This window comes from Rugosimonospora acidiphila, assembly GCF_039543385.1.
Taxonomy (GTDB): domain Bacteria; phylum Actinomycetota; class Actinomycetes; order Mycobacteriales; family Micromonosporaceae; genus Rugosimonospora; species Rugosimonospora acidiphila.
The window spans coordinates 497,851-513,763 of sequence record NZ_BAABJQ010000002.1 but is presented as its reverse complement, the minus strand read 5'-3'; the positions used below and the strand labels follow the sequence as shown (position 1 = coordinate 513,763).

Annotated in this window: 9 protein-coding genes and 1 pseudogene; 5 read left to right on the top strand and 5 right to left on the bottom strand. The window is 67.9% G+C overall.

Annotation, left to right across the window (positions count from 1 at the left end; translation table 11 throughout):
* Nucleotides 1-164 precede the first annotated feature (164 nt).
* Nucleotides 165-3,998, top strand: coding sequence for a discoidin domain-containing protein (locus tag ABEA87_RS04925; protein WP_345626441.1), 3,834 nt, complete (start codon nt 165-167; stop codon nt 3,996-3,998).
* A gap of 157 nt (nt 3,999-4,155) precedes the next feature.
* On the opposite strand, the gene ABEA87_RS04920 is transcribed toward ABEA87_RS04925, so the two are convergent.
* The gene (locus ABEA87_RS04920) at nt 4,156-5,448 is read right to left on the bottom strand and encodes an MFS transporter (protein ID WP_345626439.1); all 1,293 of its coding nucleotides are present in this window, start codon (nt 5,446-5,448) and stop codon (nt 4,156-4,158) included.
* A gap of 771 nt (nt 5,449-6,219) precedes the next feature.
* Between ABEA87_RS04920 and ABEA87_RS04915 the strand changes: the two genes are divergently transcribed.
* The 3 genes from ABEA87_RS04915 (at nt 6,220) to ABEA87_RS04905 (ending at nt 11,769) form a co-directional block, all read left to right on the top strand.
* Nucleotides 6,220-6,714, top strand: coding sequence for an RICIN domain-containing protein (locus ABEA87_RS04915; RefSeq protein WP_345626437.1), 495 nt, complete (start codon nt 6,220-6,222; stop codon nt 6,712-6,714).
* Between the two features lie 279 nt (nt 6,715-6,993).
* Nucleotides 6,994-8,676, top strand: a complete 1,683-nt coding sequence (locus tag ABEA87_RS04910) for a sulfatase-like hydrolase/transferase (protein WP_345626436.1) — start codon at nt 6,994-6,996, stop codon at nt 8,674-8,676.
* A 243-nt stretch (nt 8,677-8,919) separates the two neighbouring features.
* Nucleotides 8,920-11,769 (top strand): AfsR/SARP family transcriptional regulator, encoded by a 2,850-nt coding sequence (locus ABEA87_RS04905; protein ID WP_345626434.1) that lies wholly within the window; start codon nt 8,920-8,922, stop codon nt 11,767-11,769.
* Nucleotides 11,770-11,817: 48 nt separating this feature from the next.
* Here ABEA87_RS04905 and ABEA87_RS04900 read toward each other — a convergent pair.
* Both ABEA87_RS04900 and ABEA87_RS04895 read right to left on the bottom strand, forming a co-directional pair.
* Nucleotides 11,818-12,063 (bottom strand): annotated as a pseudogene (locus ABEA87_RS04900) (ISL3 family transposase); the annotation flags it as partial.
* A 36-nt stretch (nt 12,064-12,099) separates the two neighbouring features.
* Nucleotides 12,100-12,834, bottom strand: a complete 735-nt coding sequence (locus tag ABEA87_RS04895) for an SDR family NAD(P)-dependent oxidoreductase (RefSeq protein ID WP_345626432.1) — start codon at nt 12,832-12,834, stop codon at nt 12,100-12,102.
* A 367-nt stretch (nt 12,835-13,201) separates the two neighbouring features.
* Between ABEA87_RS04895 and ABEA87_RS04890 the strand changes: the two genes are divergently transcribed.
* Nucleotides 13,202-13,549, top strand: a complete 348-nt coding sequence (locus ABEA87_RS04890; RefSeq protein ID WP_345626431.1) for a cupin domain-containing protein — start codon at nt 13,202-13,204, stop codon at nt 13,547-13,549.
* A gap of 77 nt (nt 13,550-13,626) precedes the next feature.
* On the opposite strand, the gene ABEA87_RS04885 is transcribed toward ABEA87_RS04890, so the two are convergent.
* Both ABEA87_RS04885 and ABEA87_RS04880 read right to left on the bottom strand, forming a co-directional pair.
* The gene (locus ABEA87_RS04885) at nt 13,627-14,607 is read right to left on the bottom strand and encodes an asparaginase (RefSeq protein ID WP_345626429.1); all 981 of its coding nucleotides are present in this window, start codon (nt 14,605-14,607) and stop codon (nt 13,627-13,629) included.
* Between the two features lie 72 nt (nt 14,608-14,679).
* Nucleotides 14,680-15,801 carry a hypothetical protein gene (locus ABEA87_RS04880; protein ID WP_345626427.1) on the bottom strand — a complete coding sequence of 374 codons (1,122 nt, stop codon included), beginning with the start codon at nt 15,799-15,801 and terminating at the stop codon, nt 14,680-14,682.
* Nucleotides 15,802-15,913: the final 112 nt, after the last annotated feature.

Below are 15,913 nucleotides of genomic sequence, written 5' to 3'. Positions count from 1 at the left end.
AGCCCTGGTCAGCGCGGTCCCGATCAGGCTCGTCGATGGCCACAGATCCCGCGGCAGCGCTCCCGCGGCGGACCGCCAATCTTGACAGAGTGCGGCCGCACGGCGAATCTCTAATCCGGAGAGCGCTCTCCCCTCCGTCCCATACCGTCCCGTGGGGAAGAGTCATGGTTGCTGATGACCTGATGCCGCTTCGGCGTGCCCGAAAACCGCGCCGGCTGATTTTGGCCGGTGCGCTGATTATGGTCCTGTTGGCCTGGCTCGCGGTCGCCGTGGGCACTGCCCACGCGGCGGCGACCCTGCTGTCGCAGGGCAAGCCCGCCACCGCATCGTCCACCGAGAACGCCGGTACCCCGGCGAGCGCCGCGGTCGACGGCAACGCCGGTACCCGTTGGTCCAGCGCGGCCGCCGATCCGCAGTGGCTGCAGGTCGACCTCGGGTCGTCGGCGACCGTCAGCCAGGTCGTGCTGCAGTGGGAGACCGCATACGCCACGGCTTTCCAGATCCAGGTCTCGGACAACGCGAGCACCTGGACGACCATCTACTCGACCACGACCGGTACCGGCGGGACGCAGACGCTGAATGTCTCCGGCAGCGGCCGGTACGTTCGGATGTACGGCACGGCGCGGGCGACCGGGTACGGGTACTCGCTGTGGGAGTTCCAGGTCTACGGCACCCTCGCGGGTGGCGGCGGCTGTGGTACCGCCAACGCCGCGCTGAGCAAGCCGGCGACCGCGTCCTCCACCGAGAACGCCGGTACCCCGGCCAGCGCCGCGGTCGACGGCAACGCCGGTACCCGTTGGTCCAGCGCGGCCGCTGACCCGCAATGGCTGCAGGTCGACCTCGGCGCCTCGACGTCGGTGTGCCAGGTGACGCTGCAGTGGGAGGCGGCGTACGCGACCGCGTTCCAGATCCAGGTGTCGGACAACGCGTCGACCTGGTCCACCATCTACACGACCACGACCGGTACCGGCGGGACGCAGACGCTGAATGTCTCCGGCAGCGGCCGGTACGTCCGGATGTACGGCACGGCGCGGGCGACCGGGTACGGGTACTCGCTGTGGGAGTTCGTGGTGCACACGGGCACCGGCGGTACCGGCCCGACAGGTAGCCCGTCGCCCAGCCCGAGCCCCAGTCCGAGCCCCAGCCCGACGGGCGGTAGCGGTCCGACCCAGTACTGCGGGTACCAGGATCTTGCTCTGGGCCAGCCGACCACGGCCTCCTCGACCTATTCCGCCACTGGCAACCTGGCATCCGCGGCCACCGACGGCAACCCCGGCAGCCGTTGGGAGAGCGCGTACAGCGACCCGCAGTGGCTGGAGGTCGACCTCGGCTCCCAGACCCGGATCTGCGGTGCGAGCCTGCTCTGGGAGGCCGCCTATGCCTCGGCGTTCCAGATCCAGGTGTCCAACGACAACGCGACCTGGAGCACGGTCTACTCGACCACCACCGGCACCGGCGGGAGCCAGTCGCTGACCCTTTCGACGACGGACCGTTACATCCGCGTGTACGCCACCGTGCGCGCGACTCAGTGGGGCGATTCGATCATCGAGTTCCGCGTCTACGGCCTGACCACCACCGCCCCGATCAGCGGCGGTAACGGCAACGGCGGCAACGGGGTCTGCCCGTGGGTCAACTCCACCGCCCCGATCGCCCAGCGTGTTCAGCAGGTGCTGAACACCATGAACCAGTCCGAGGAGTTCACCCTGCTCTCCGGCGACGGCGGCTCGTCGTACATCGGCCAGGTCGCCGCCATCCCCAACCTGTGCATCAAGGCGATGAACATGCAGGACGGCCCGAACGGAGTCGGCGACGGGACGGGCGGGGTCACCGCCTACCCCGACGGCGAGAACGCGGCGGCCACCTGGGATCCGGCGCTGATCCAGCAGGAGGGTGCCGCGATGGGCGCCGAGTTCGCGGGCAAAGGCGTGAACGTCTCGCTCGGCCCCACGACGAACCTGGTGCGCGACCCGCGGTGGGGCCGGACCTACGAGACCTACGGTGAGGACCCGTACCTGGCCGGCCAGATCACCGCGGCCGAAGTCACGGGCCTGCAGAGCCAGGGCGTCCAGGCGATGGTCAAGCACGTCGCGGCCTACGACCAGGAGCAGTACCCCAACGGCAACAACAACGAGACGGTCAGCGAGCAGGCGCTACAGGAGTTGTACCTGGCTCCGTTCCAGTCGGCCATCTACCAGTCGGCACCGGCGTCGTTCATGTGCTCCTACGCCGTGGTCAACAGCGCCGCCTCCTGCCAGAACGCCGACATGCAGATCAAGGGTCTGAACAACGAGGCGAACTTCGGCGGCTACATCACCTCCGACTGGGGGGCCGACTACAACAACGTCGCCTCGGTCGTGGGCGGCATGGAGATCGGGATGCCGTTCCCCGGCTCGATCGCGACGGACATGGCCAACGCGATCGCGAACGGCACGCTGAGCCAGTACGCGGTGAACGCGGCCGTCGCCCGGATCCTGACCCAGATGTTCGCCTTCGGCATGTTCGACAACCCGGCCGCGGGCTCTCTGTCCAACACCGTGACCTCCGCGGCGCACCAGCAGACCGTGCGGCAGCTCAGCGAGGAAGGCTCGGTCCTGCTCAAGAACAACGGGATCCTGCCGTTGAACCCGAACGGCACCGAGTCGATCGCCGTGATCGGCACCGACGCCGGCGCGGGCGTGGAACTCGCTGGCGGCGGCAGCGGCACGGTGACCAGCTCCAACACGGTCTGGCCGATCACCGGGATCCAGAACGCGGTCGGGTCAGGTGTCAGGGTCACCTACACCGCCGGCAACGATAACGGCACCGCCAACATCCCGCAGGCGGTCGCCGCGGCCAGGGCAACGACCGACGCGATCATCTTCGTCAACCTCCCGGAGGGCGAGGAATCCGACCTCGCCACCCTGGACCTGTCCAGCACGGACGAGTCGATGATCCAGCAGGTGGCGGCGGCGAATCCGAACACCATCGTGGTGCTCAACAGCGGCGGTCCGGTGGTCATGCCGTGGCTGAACTCGGTCGCCGGCGTGTTCGCGAACTGGTACCCCGGCCAGGAAGTCGGCAACGCCATGGCCGCGCTGATCTTCGGCACGGCCAACCCCTCCGGCAAGCTGCCGGTCACTTTCCCGAGCAGCCTGAGCCAGGTCCCGGCGCAGACGCAGGCGCAGTGGCCGGGCACCGCGACCGGGGTGACCTACAGCGAGGGCGTGGACATCGGGTACCGCTGGTACCAGGCGAAGAACATCACGCCCGCGTTCCCGTTCGGCTTCGGTCTGTCGTACACCAACTTCTCCTTCTCCAACCTCAACGTCGGCGCGTTCAACGCCAACGGCACCGCCACGGTGACGGCCACCATCACCAACACCGGCTCCCGGGCCGGGGCGGACGTCGCGCAGATGTACGTCAACGACCCGGCGGCCAGCAACAACCCGCCTCAGCAACTCGCCGGCTTCCAGCGGGTCAACCTCAACCCCGGCCAGAGCACGACGGTCAGCTTCACCCTGACCATCCACGACCTGGCCAACTGGTCTGCCACCGACAACCAGTGGGAGGCCCAGGCCGGCACCTACGGCATCTCGGTCGGCGACTCCTCGGCCAACCGGCCGCTGTCCGCCACCACCAGCCTGGCGCACGAACTCACCGGCCAGGTCGCCGCGGGCACCTCCGGCGCCGGCGTCTCGCCGGCCAACACCGCGCTCAGCGCGAACGTCACCCCGAACTCGGGGGTGCCGGGCTCGGAGACGGTCGGTGTGGTCAACCCGTGGGGTTACAGCAGCCCGAAGGGCGCCGCGGTCTCGTTCGCCATGCAGGCCGTGGACTCCAACACGTCCCAGACCCTCAGCTTCACCGCGACCGGGCTGCCACCCGGCATCACGATCGCCTCGAACGGCACGATCTCGGGTACCGGCACCACGCTCGGCACCTACACGGTGACGGTCACAGCGAAGGACTCCCAGGGGGTCACGGGTACCGCGACCTTCGTCTGGTCCGTCGTGCAATGAACTGACAGATCACGCGGGTGATCGCGGTACTCCGCCGGCGGGAGTACCGCGATCACCCGCACGGTGACGTTCGGGTCCGGACGCCGGGAAGTGCCGGAGGGGGCTGATCGCAGCGGTATGGCCAGCGCATCGCTGACCTTGGGCACGGACCGCTCGTTCATGCGGTCGCGTCTGGGACTGCGGCGTCAGGAGACGGAGTACCGGCCGGCGCGGAAGTTGGCGCAGCTCGTTGGTTTGTCTCCTGCGTTCCCAACCGTCGCACATCTCGGGTGAGTAGCATGCCCAGCACCGCGATCGTGGTCAAGCCGGCGGCGAGCAGCAGCGTCGCCTCGTTGCCGGCGGCCAGGGCGACGGGTCCGATCGCGAGTTGCCCGAGCGGGATGGCGAGGAACGAGCCGAGGGCGTCGTACGAGTAGACGCGGGCGAGCCGGTCGGCGGGGATGTTGCGCTGTATCGAGGTTTCCCAGGCGACGCTGAACTGCTCGGTGGCTAGGCCAGCGATGAACGCGGCCGGTAGCAGGATCGTGAACCGTGGCGCTGCGGCGAGAACGACCAGCAGCGGTACTACGCCCAGCATGCAGGCCACCCCGAGCAGGAGCAACCGGCGTACCCGCACCCAGAGGGTGACCAGCGCGCCGAGGGCCAGGCCGGCGGTCTGGGTTGCCAGGACGAGGCCCCATTCCCGCCGCCCGATCGTCTGGTCGGCTATTGCCGGGCCGAGCACGTTGAGCGAACTGGTCTCGGCGGCGTTGAGCACCATGAAGCCGACAACCACGGCCCAGACCCAGGTCCGGGAGGCGAACTCCGTCCAGCCCTCGCGCAGTTCGGTCAGCGTGCCGCGGCGGGGCGCCGCCACCCTGGTCGGCTCGGGCACCCTGACCCGGCTGAAGGCCAGCCCGCTGAGCGCGAAGCTGAGCGCGTCCAGGGCGATGCCCCATCCGGGTCCGAGGGCCGCGATGAGCAGGCCGCCGGCCGAGGCGCCGCCGATCGTGCCGAGGTTGACGCCGAAACGGTTGATGGCGTTGGCGGTCTGCAGGATCTCCGCCGGTACGGTCTGCGGCGTCAACGCCTGGGTGGCCGGCAACGCGATGGCACTGACCATGCCGTTGACCGCGGAGAGCCCGACGAGCAGCGGGATGGTCGAGTGATGGGTCAACACCAGGCAGGCGACGGCCCCTTGGGTCGCGGCGGCCGAAGCGCTGGATGCGACCATCACGATCTGCCGGTGTAGCCGGTCGGCGAGCACCCCGCCGAACAGTAGGAAGACCAGGTTCGCGAGGGAGCGGGCGCCGACCACCAGGCCGAGGTCTCCGATCGAACCGGTGAGATCGAGTACGGCGAAGGCCAGCGCCGTCGGCGCGATCGCGTTGCCGAGCACGCTGACCAACCGCCCGCCGGCCAGATTGCGGAACGCCGGGTACTGCAGTGGAACGAGACTGGCCCGGATCACGATGAATTGGTCCTACGATCGACACTGGCGTTGCGTGCCACGGTTGCGTGAGCACCGCCGACTGGTGGACCCACCAACACCCACCCCAATCCGCCCCGTCGGCTTTGGCAAGGAGATCTTAAGGCGCAGCCCCCGTGAGAAGGGAATGCCGACATCGGCCTCCTTCTCGGTGCGCGGAAGCCCACCGTTTTTTTGAGCCCGATGTGCCGGGCCGGCAGGGTAAGCCGGTATGCGGTTCAACCAGTGGCCACGTTTTGGACCAGGGCAGGCGGGGCCTGTCGCCATCGCGAGAGCTTCCGCGCCCTACGTGGGGTGCAGATACGGCCCGACGATGACGAGGGGCCGTCCCGATCGACCGCCGATCGACCCATAATCCCAGCTCAGTGGCGCTGCATCGACAAAGATGATCTCATTGATGGCCTTCTAATGCGGGTCGGTGTCGGCCATACTGAGGGCAGAGGCGCGGCCCTCCGGGGGGCCAAAACGCGAGGCCGCGGCCAGTGACTGTCGACATCACGCAGATACGATCACCAAAAATTAGGACAATTTACTACCCTGCTGGCGCCCGCCGTGCGCCCGGGCCGCGAGGTCCGTTGAGGATCGCGGGCGCCCGCAAGGGCCGACAATCTCATTCCGGGATCGCGCGGACTGTCCGCGAATGCTCTGAGGGTCAGGGAGCAGTCGAGGTCGGTAGTTCGATGCGGCGCATGTTGCCCCCACTATGGCTGGCTCTCAGATCCCACCCCATTCCATCGTCACGAGGAGGGCATCATGCTACGAAAATTGCTCATGACCACCGCAATGGCCGCAGCCCTGATCGCGCCCGGGGCCGCGCCCGCGTTCGCGGCCGAACCTGTCGTCACGCATCCCAATCTCTACGCTGGTCCGTACTGGTTCAGAAGCCAGGCGACCGGGGCCTGCCTCGTGGGAGACTTCTCGGCCACCTACACCGTCTCCGACTGTGGCATCGACAATCAGTACTGGTTCCTGAGCCCCTTGCCCAATGGGTACTACCTGATGGCGAACGGAGCGACCGGTCGGTGTCTGGCTAATCTCGACTCCTTCCACGTCTATCAGACGAGCTGCAATTCCACGGTCAGGGGGCAACTGTGGGATCTGGGGGGCCTACCGAACAAGGGCTGGCTCGTCAGCGTCAACACCGGTAGGCAATTGTGCACCGACTTCTCGCACAAGGTCTATCTCGCCGTGGGCGGAAGCGAGCAGTGGTGGCACTGGTCGCCCAATCCGAACCCGCCCGCTTCCTGAGGCCGCTAACTGCTAATGCGCGAGGTGTTCTCGGTGCGCCCGCCGAGAACACCTCGCGCAGGCTGCGCTTACCCCATCGGCGGCCACACCGCGCTCGACCAGCAGTTGCTCAACGCCCGGTGGGACAGGTCGTAGCGCGGCGAACAGGGCGACAAGGTCGGTGTCGTCGAGCAGCGCGCCGGTAGTCACGGGGGAGCGGGGCGGCGTCGGGCGGTCGCCGAGCGCGGCCCGGGTCCGGGCGGCGGATCTCAGGCGCTGTGTCACAGCACCTCCGGTGATATGATCCTCAACCTGACGTTGAAGAGGCGGGTCTGTCCCTTAAGGACGTCAACGTGGTTAATCTGGACCCAAGTACCGTGGTCAGCGCGTTTTCGTCTGGGGCCATCGACGCGGCGGCTGTCTGGTCACCGGTTATCGACACGTTCAAGGCGGTGCGGGTCGACGCCGACTTCCTTCGACATGAGGTGGACCTTGCCCGAGCGGCGAAACGTGCTGTTCCTGATGACCGACCAGCACCGCGTCGACACCCTGCGGTGCTACGGCAACGACGCGATCCAGACGCCGAACCTGGACCGAATCGGCGCTGAAGGCACCCGCTTCGATCGCTTCTATACACCGACCGCCATCTGCACGCCGGCACGAGCGTCGTTGATGACCGGGCAGCACCCGTTCCGGCACGGGATGCTTTTCAACCCGGAGCGTAGCGGCGGCGCACAGAGCGAGATCCCAGATCACGTAGGGATGCTCCCGGCACCGCTGCGCGCAGCCGGGTACAACGTCGGTCACGTTGGCAAGTGGCATATCGGACGGGAGCGAGGGCCTGAGTACTACGGCATGGATGGCGAGCACCTGCCCGGCGCTCTCAACCCGTTCGACCATCCGTCGTACCAGCGGTGGCTGGCCGACAGCGCACACCCGCCGTTCGCCGTAACCGACGCCGAGTTCGGCGTCGCCCCCAACGGAAGCGGGCGTGGGCACCTGCTCGCGGGTCGTCTGCGACAACCGGTCGAAGCAACAATGGAGTGGTTCCTCACGGAGCGGGCAACCGACCTGCTGAAGCGCTACGGCGCCGACCACCATCGCGACGGGCGTCCGTTCTGGCTGACCTGCAGTTGGTTCGGGCCACACCTGCCGTACCTGATCCCAGACAAGTACTACGACCTCTACCACCCGGCCGACGTTCCGCTGCCACCATCCATGGCGGAGACCTTCGACGGTAAGCCGGAGGTCCAACGGCGGTACTCGGAGTACTGGTCCGCCGACGCACTGGGCTCCGAACGGTGGCGCAAGCTCATCGCGGTCTACTGGGGCTACGTCACGATGATCGATCACTGCGTCGGGATGCTTCTTGACACCCTCGAGGAACTCGACCTGACCCACAACACCGCAGTGGTCTTCACCGCCGACCACGGGGAGTTCACTGGTGCTCATCGCCTGCATGACAAGGGTCCGGCGATGTATGAAGACATCTATCGGATCCCCGCGCTCTTCCGAGTGCCCGGGATGCCGGCGCAGAGCAGGAACGAATTCGCGTCACTGGTCGACATCGCGCCCACGATCCTCGATCTCGCGGGGCTGCCGCCCATGCAACCGGCCGACGGGCGCAGCCTGCTGCCTTTGCTGCGTGGGGAGCAGGTGACCGACTGGCCGAAGCAGTTCGTCGCCGAGTTCCACGGCCATCATTTCCCCTACTCCCAGCGGATGATCCGCGACGAGCGGTACAAGCTGGTGTTCAATCCGGAGAGTTCGAACGAGCTCTACGACCTGCGCGACGACCCCCATGAGTTGCACAACGTGTACCAGGCGCCGACCTACGCGCGGATCAGGGAACGTCTGGAGCGCGGTCTCTACCGCGAACTGGTCGACCGTGCCGATCCAGCGTATTCGTGGATGAGCTACATGTCCGCGGTGGGCGAGGACCGCGCGCCGGATGTCGATGGGATCGCGGACAGGGTTTCGTGAGCTCCGCTACTCTTGCCCTTCCATTGTGGGGATGATTTTCCCCGGTATGCCCGGGAACAGTGGACGACCCGAGCTGATCAGAACTGGCCCTGAAACTTCGAGATGACGTCGCCCGGCCGCGCGTTAGCGGCGTGGTCGCCGCCCACCCCTGTTGGCCGGCCGGCCTGGACGGACAACCGCGCAGAGCGCCGATATCCTGCCCGGCGGCGCTACGGCCCGACTACGACTCCGCTACGGCCGTGCGTGACTCGGCGTGGTAGGAATTGGTCGCCCGACCGATTTTGCGGCAAAGGGGGAGAGACGCTGCGCTTCGATATCCTCGGCCCGCTGGAGGTCCGGAACGCGGACGACGTCGCCGTGCGACTGCCGGGCGGGCGGGCGCGCGCCCTGCTTGCCCTGCTCTGCGTCAGCCCGGGACGCGTCGTCTCGCGCGACCGGCTGATCGACGCGCTGTGGGACTGCTCACCACCGGCCAGCGCCACGACCCGCCTTCAAGGGTTCGTGAGCGACCTGCGCCGCGCGCTGTCGACTGAGTCCGAAATCGTCATCCTCACCAGCGGCGGCGGCTACCTGCTGGTCGCGGCGGACGACCACATCGACCTCGGCCGCGCTCGCGGGCTGATCGCACAGGCCCGCGCACTCCGCGAGAAGGGCGACGTCGCGGCGGCGGCGGCGCGGATGGCAGACGCGCTGGCTCTGTGGCGGGGCCGCGCGTTCGACGGCATCGAATGCGCGACGCTGCAGGTGGAAGCGGGCACGATCGAGCAGGAGTACGTCGATGGTCTGGAGCTGCTTGCCGAGCTGGAGTTGTCGCTGGGCCGCCACGGTGTCCTCGTCGGCCGGTTGACGGAGTGGGCGGCCCGGTACCCGCTGCGGGAAGGGCTGCAAGCGTTGCTGATGCGGGCGCTGGCCGGGTCCGGGCGCCAGTCCGAGGCGATCGCGGCCTACCACGAGCTTCGCGGGCGCCTGGTGGAGGAGCTTGGCGTGGACCCCGCGCCCCACCTGCAGCAGCTCTACGCATCGATCCTGAGCGGCGACCGGGACGTGATGGCGCCGGAGGTCCAGGCACCACTGCCGCCGAGGGTCCTGCGGCCCGCACAGCTTCCGGCGGACACGGCCGACTTCACCGGCCGCGGCGAGCAGGCGAGGGAGCTGGGCGCGGCCCTGATGCCCGGCACCGGCAGGCCCGTGGCGGTCGCGCTGTCCGCCGTCTCGGGCGGGGGCGGAGTCGGCAAGACGACCCTCGCCGTGCACGTTGCCCATCGGGTCGCGCCGAACTATCCGGACGGGCAGCTCTACCTCAACCTGCGCGGCATGACCAACCCGCTGCGCCCGGCCGACGCGTTGGGCTATCTGCTGGCGGGTCTGGGTGTACCCGACTCCCGGATCGCGGCTGATCTGGAGACTCGCGCGGCACTGTTCCGGTCGTTGCTCGCGGACAGGCGGGTCCTCGTCGTGCTGGACGACGCGCGCGACGCGGCCCAGGTACGGCCCCTGCTGCCCGGCTCGGCAACGTGTGGGGTGCTGATCACGAGCCGAAACGGGCTGGCCGATCTGGAAGCCTCCCGGCGGTTGGATCTCGACGTCCTGACCGAGAGCGAGTCGTACAGCCTGTTCGCCCGGATCGTCGGTCCGGACCGGGTCGCCGCTGAACCTGACGCCACCCGTGCGGTCTTACGCGTGTGCGCCGGCCTGCCGTTGGCGGTTCGCATCGCCGCCGCGCGGTTGACGAGCCGGCCGACGTGGCGGATCGCGGAACTGGCCAGCCGACTGAGCGATCGCGGCCGGCAGCTCGACGAACTGAAGGTCGGCGACCTGGCACTGCGCACGTGCTTCGAGGTCAGTTACGCGGGACTGCCGCTGTCGGCGGCACGCGCGTTCCGACTGTTGGGTGCCATCGACCTGCCGGACATCGGCGTCCATGCCGCGGCCGAACTGCTCGATGACACCGTCTCACAGGCCAGCGATATTCTCGAATCACTTGTCGACGCGAATCTCCTACGGTCGACCACCGCCGACCGGTACTCATTCCATGATCTACTCCGTGGGTTCGCACGCGAGCTGGAATTCCGGAATGGCAACGAAGAGGATCGCGTCGCCGCGGTCCGCCGCGTGCTGGCTTGGTACTTGAATACGTGCGGCTCGACCGTACGCATCATGGATCCGCGCGCCCCACACTTCCCGCTCAACGCGCCGGCTCACACGCACAGCCATCCCGCCATGATCACTGCCGGCAAATATGTGGACTGGTTCGAGACCGAACGACCTGCGATCGTGAGTTTGGTGGATCGTGCGGTCGAATACGACGCCCACGATCTCGCCTGGCGACTGGCGGCGGCTCTGGGGGGCTTCCACAAGAACTGCGGATTCTGGCATGGCGGCGTCCGCGTCAACGAGGTCGGATTGGCCAGCGCGCGCAAGATCGGCGATCGGGCCGGCGAGGCATGGCTCATGAACGAACTCGGTATCGCCTACCTACGAACCCGGCGATTCACCGATGCGGCCGAACAACTCGAGCAGTGCCTGCGAGCGTGGACGGAACTGGGCGACCAGCAGGGTCGCGGACGGGCGCTGGGCAATCTGGGCCTCATGCATCGGGAATCGGGTCAATTCGAGGCTGCCGTCCGATACTACGAACGGTCCCTGGAGGTGATGCAGCGCATCGGTGACCGCTACTTCGAGGGCTTGTGTCTGAGCAATCTGGGCGACGTCTCCCGTCAACTGGGTGCGCCCGCGGATGGCGCTCGTTTCTGCGAACGGTCGATCGCTATCTCTCGGGATCTGCACGACGAGGCCGGCGAGGCGGCCGGGTTGATCCACCTGGGATTGTGCTACCGCGATCTCGGCCGACTGTCCGAATCGGTCATCACCCAGGAGGCGGCCGTCGCCATCTGGCGGCGCAATCACAACTGGTTCCACGAGGCCGAGGGGCTGTACAAGCTGAGTGAAACCTATCTCGAGCTCGGGAATTGGCAAAGCGCGGCCGAGTCGTGCGAGAGGGCGATCAGCCTCACCGGCCGAGTAGGTGATCAAGACCGTATCGACGATTTCCGCGACCGGTTGCGGGATCTTCGTCGAGAAAAAAGATCTTGAAAGGTTCTTCGTCACCGTCGGGACAGCGTCGTTGGCCGTGTTCCACGCGACCTCCAGCGTTGTCGGCCGCCAGCCGAGCGGCTCGTGCGCCAGCCGTCGGACCACGGTGTCATGCGGGGTTCCCTCGCAGCCACAGCGACGGCACCACCCGTCCGGATCGACGACCCGGCACGCCAGCACCGCCCGATCTGGGGCGAGCCGCTGCCCCGTGACTTCGAGTCCAAGCTCGTCGAGTCGGCAGAAGCTGGTCAGGTCGGGACGGCCGAAGCCATTGTCAGCGGCAGTGTCGGGCACCTGACCAGGTTCGTGAAGGGGCCTTCGGGCGCGGCCTCACCAGCTCACGGGTCCGTTAGCGTCGATGAAGGTTCCCGTTGCGTCAGCGGCGCCGAGGGCCGCAGCCTGAGCGATAACCTCGGCGGCTTCCTCGGGGGTGACGGGTGCCTGCTCCCTGTTGCCAGGCGCGAGATCGGTCTGCACCCATCCGGGACACACCGAGGTCACCTTGATTGAGGTATCGGCGAGCGCCTTGGACAGCACGATCGTGATCGCGTTCAGGGCGGCCTTGGAGGACTGGTAGGCCGGCACGACCATCGAATGCCACGGAGAGTTCGGGTCGGTCTGATGAGCGAGTGATCCCACCGTGCTCGAGACGTTCACGATCCGCCCGGCCGGACTCTTGCGCATCAGTGGCAAGAACGCTTCCACGACGGCGACCGGACCAAGAACGTTCGTGGCGTAGGTCTGCTCGAACATCGCCAGATCGAGGACCTCCTTCGGATCCGCGTTGGTTGCCTCCGGCAGGATTCCCGCATTGTTGACGAGCACATCGAGATGCCCAAAACGCTCGGACACCTCAGCGGCGGCCGCACGCACCGAGGCTGGGTCGGTGACATCCATCGTGAGGCTGCTCACTGAGAACCCCTCACGCGACAGCCGATCCGCTGCCTCCTCCCCGGCGTCGGACTTCCGGGCGGCAACGATCACGTGGCTGCACTCACGTGCAAGCCGCCGAGCAGCTGCCAACCCGATCCCCTTGTTGGCACCGGTGACGAGCGCGATCTTCACGTCAGGTCCTCTCATGATGGCTTCGCGACCCTCATGTTGAGCGGCCGCAGAGACCAAGTACATCAACGGACCACGGCGATTGCTGGCGAGAATCAGACGCCACGATCGGACCGGGCTCTTGACCGAGCGGTCCAGGCTTCTAGAGCTTGCGCTACACCGTCGACTGCGAAGAGCCCGTAAACGGTCCCAGACCGAAGCACCAGTACGGCAGCCCGTCGGTTTTCCTCGGTCGTGGGGAAACCGTCTCCTTCATCCTTCACCGGCTCAGCGACACCGTCGTGTCGAAGTTTCCTGCCCACTCGGGCCGCTTGGTCGTCCGCGTCGCGACGCCGGTCAACAAAGGCGGCCGAGGTACTAGGCTCCCGCCATGCAGATCATCGAAGGGGCCGGGACGTGGGCGCCGCCAGGCGAGGGTGCCAACGACTGGGTGGAGCAGTTCCGGGTGCCGAACCTGTCGGTCGGAACGTACTGCATCCCGGCCGGTGGGCTCGACAACCAGAGCCCGCACACCGAGGACGAGATCTATGTGGTCACCGCCGGACGGGCCAGGATCGTGACCCCGGACGGTGCGGCCGAGGTAAGCACCGGTTCGGTAATCTTCGTACCGGCCGGTGAGGAACACCGGTTCGACGATGTGACCGAGGACCTGGCGCTGCTCGTGGCGTTCGGCCCGGCGTACGGCTCGCGCACGCCACGGTCAGCCAACCCGGGTTGATTTCCAATCGCTCCAGCTCCCGCACCTGCTGGCCGCACCGCCGGGCTGGAGTACTGGGAGCTGTGCCCGTCGTAGGGTCAGGCCCGCTCGGCGAACACCCGGGCGATGCGGTCCCGGTCGGCGTCGGCGGCGAGCAGGGTACGCAGCAGTACCCGGGCCTGGTACGGGTGCAGCAGGCCGCCGTTGAGCAATCCGCGCCGCAGCAGGTCGGTCTCCGAGCCAACCGCGCCGTAGGTGTGCGACAGCACCGGGCCGGCACCGGTGCGCGAGGTGAGCACGACCGGTATCCGCCCGGCGAGCGTGCCGAGCGGGGCGGCCAGCGCGGACGGTACGTGCCCCACTCCGTACGCGGCGACCACGAGGCCCTGGTGGGTGTCGGCCAGCCCGTCCAGCGCCGCGCCGTCGTCGTCGAGGGTCATGGTGTGCAGCGCGACCCGGGTGGTCGCCAGCCGCTCGGGGTCGGGGCGGTCGAGCGGGGTCCGGGGCGGCGGCGCGGCGAGCACCCGTACCCGTCCCTCGACCACGTGACCGATCGGCCCGGCGTTGGGGGAGGCGAACGTCGCGGTGCTGGTGCTGTGCGTCTTGCGTACCCACCGCGCGGCGTGGATATCGTCGTCGAACGCGACGAGCACCCCGAGGCCCCGGGCCGCCGGGCTCGCGGCGACCTCGACGGCGGCGAGCACGTTCGCCGGACCGTCCGCGCCGGCCAGGGTCGGGTTGCGCATCGCACCGGTGAACACCAGCGGCTGGGCGTGCGGCCACACGAGGTCGGCGAGGAACGCGGTCTCCTCCAGCGTGTCGGTGCCCTGGGTGACCACGACCCCGGACGCGCCGCCCCGCACGGCGGCCGCGGCCCGGTCGACCACGTCGAGGATCCGTGCGAACGTCAGGTCCGCGCTCGGTACCGCGTCGACGTCGTGGACGTGCACCGGCACGCCCAGTTCGGCCAGGCCGGGTACGCCGGCGGTCAGATCGGCGGCGGTGAGCCTGGCGACGACCCCGCCCTGGTGCCCACTCATCGCGATCGTCCCGCCGAGGGCGAACAACGCCACGCTCATCCGTGAGACTCCTGCCGGCCGAGGCGCGCCGGGTACGCGCCGTAGCCACTATACGAACCGATCTGGGCGCTTCTACTGCTGTGGCAGGTCGTTCTGCCGTGCGTACTCGCTCAGGGCGGCGAGGAGGGACTGGTACAGCATGTCGGACTGCGATTGTGCGATCGCCGTCATCGTGCGGTCGTCCGGACCCAGGTCGGCCAGGACGTCTTCGGGGGTGTATGCCTTGCCGCACAACAGCTGCTCGACCTGACCGCCGACGGACCAGGCGTCCTGTTCGACCGGCATGTTCGCGTAGAACCGGTACCACTGCTTGAACATCTCCCGGTCCTGGAGGTAATTCTGCTGCAGGACCGCCTTGAACTCCGCGACGTAATCGGGCCCCTCGTCCGCGGCCGCGATCGTGTCGTACCACTGCTTGACCTCCGGCGGAGTCGCCGGATCGTTGCTCGCCGCCTTCTGGTAGTTCTGCCAGGCCGTTTGGCTCTGTTGGTACTTGTCCATCGCGGCGAACATACTGGTGTTGACGGTGTCCGCGAGCGCGAGCCCCGCCTTTTTCTCCAGGTTCAGTTGCCACGCCGCGGCCTGCGCCCACTCATCCTGCTGCGCCTCGGTCAGCGGGGCTTTCAACGCCGCCTGTGCGATCGTCTGGTCGACCTCGAGCATCGCCTTGATGTCCGCCTCGTTCTTACCGTCGCCCGCCAGCTTCCTGGCCACCCGGAAGGTCTGCTCGGCATGCCGGGCTTCGTGGTAGATGGTGCCGGCGGCGCGGGAAAACTTGTCGTGGCTGAGCCCGGGGACCGGGAACTGGTTGCCGTACTGCATCATCCATGCTGAGCTGAAGAAGCTGGCCGAGGTCGGGTCGCCGCCCAGGAACGAGAGCTGAGGGTTCAGCGGCGGGACGCCGAGCGCGGTGAGGGCGGCGTTCGCGGGGGCCAGCAGCGCGGCGACCCGCTCCTTCGGGCTCAGCGCATCCCACTTGGCCTCGATCGAGGACACCTGCTCGGCGTATGCCTTCGCGAACTCGCCGGTCGCCAGCCCGGTGACCTTCTTGGTGATTCCGCCGGTGTCGCCGCCGGTGGGCTGCACCGGGTGTAGCAGCGTCACGGTGCTTTTCGGCGCCGTGGTGTCGGCGCCGGCGGTCGTGATGGTGGCCTGGACGCCGACTGCCCGCAGCGCGCTCTTGGTCTTCGTCACGCCCGTGTCGGACGAGCGGAGCACCTCGGGCGATGGGGTGTTGGGTTTCTTCGTCGACTGCTTCGGCGGTTTAGGCTCTTTCTTCAGTACTCTTGTCGGTCGCTCCGGCTGC

What these genes read in the sequence shown, in the direction of transcription:
- ABEA87_RS04925 (WP_345626441.1), top strand. Translation starts at nt 165, where the DNA reads ATGGTTGCTGATGACCTGATGCCGCTTCGGCGTGCCCGAAAACCGCGC.
- ABEA87_RS04915 (WP_345626437.1), top strand. Translation starts at nt 6,220, where the DNA reads ATGCTACGAAAATTGCTCATGACCACCGCAATGGCCGCAGCCCTGATC.
- ABEA87_RS04910 (WP_345626436.1), top strand. Translation starts at nt 6,994, where the DNA reads ATGATCCTCAACCTGACGTTGAAGAGGCGGGTCTGTCCCTTAAGGACG.
- ABEA87_RS04890 (WP_345626431.1), top strand. Translation starts at nt 13,202, where the DNA reads ATGCAGATCATCGAAGGGGCCGGGACGTGGGCGCCGCCAGGCGAGGGT.
- ABEA87_RS04885 (WP_345626429.1), bottom strand. Translation starts at nt 14,607, where the DNA reads ATGAGCGTGGCGTTGTTCGCCCTCGGCGGGACGATCGCGATGAGTGGG.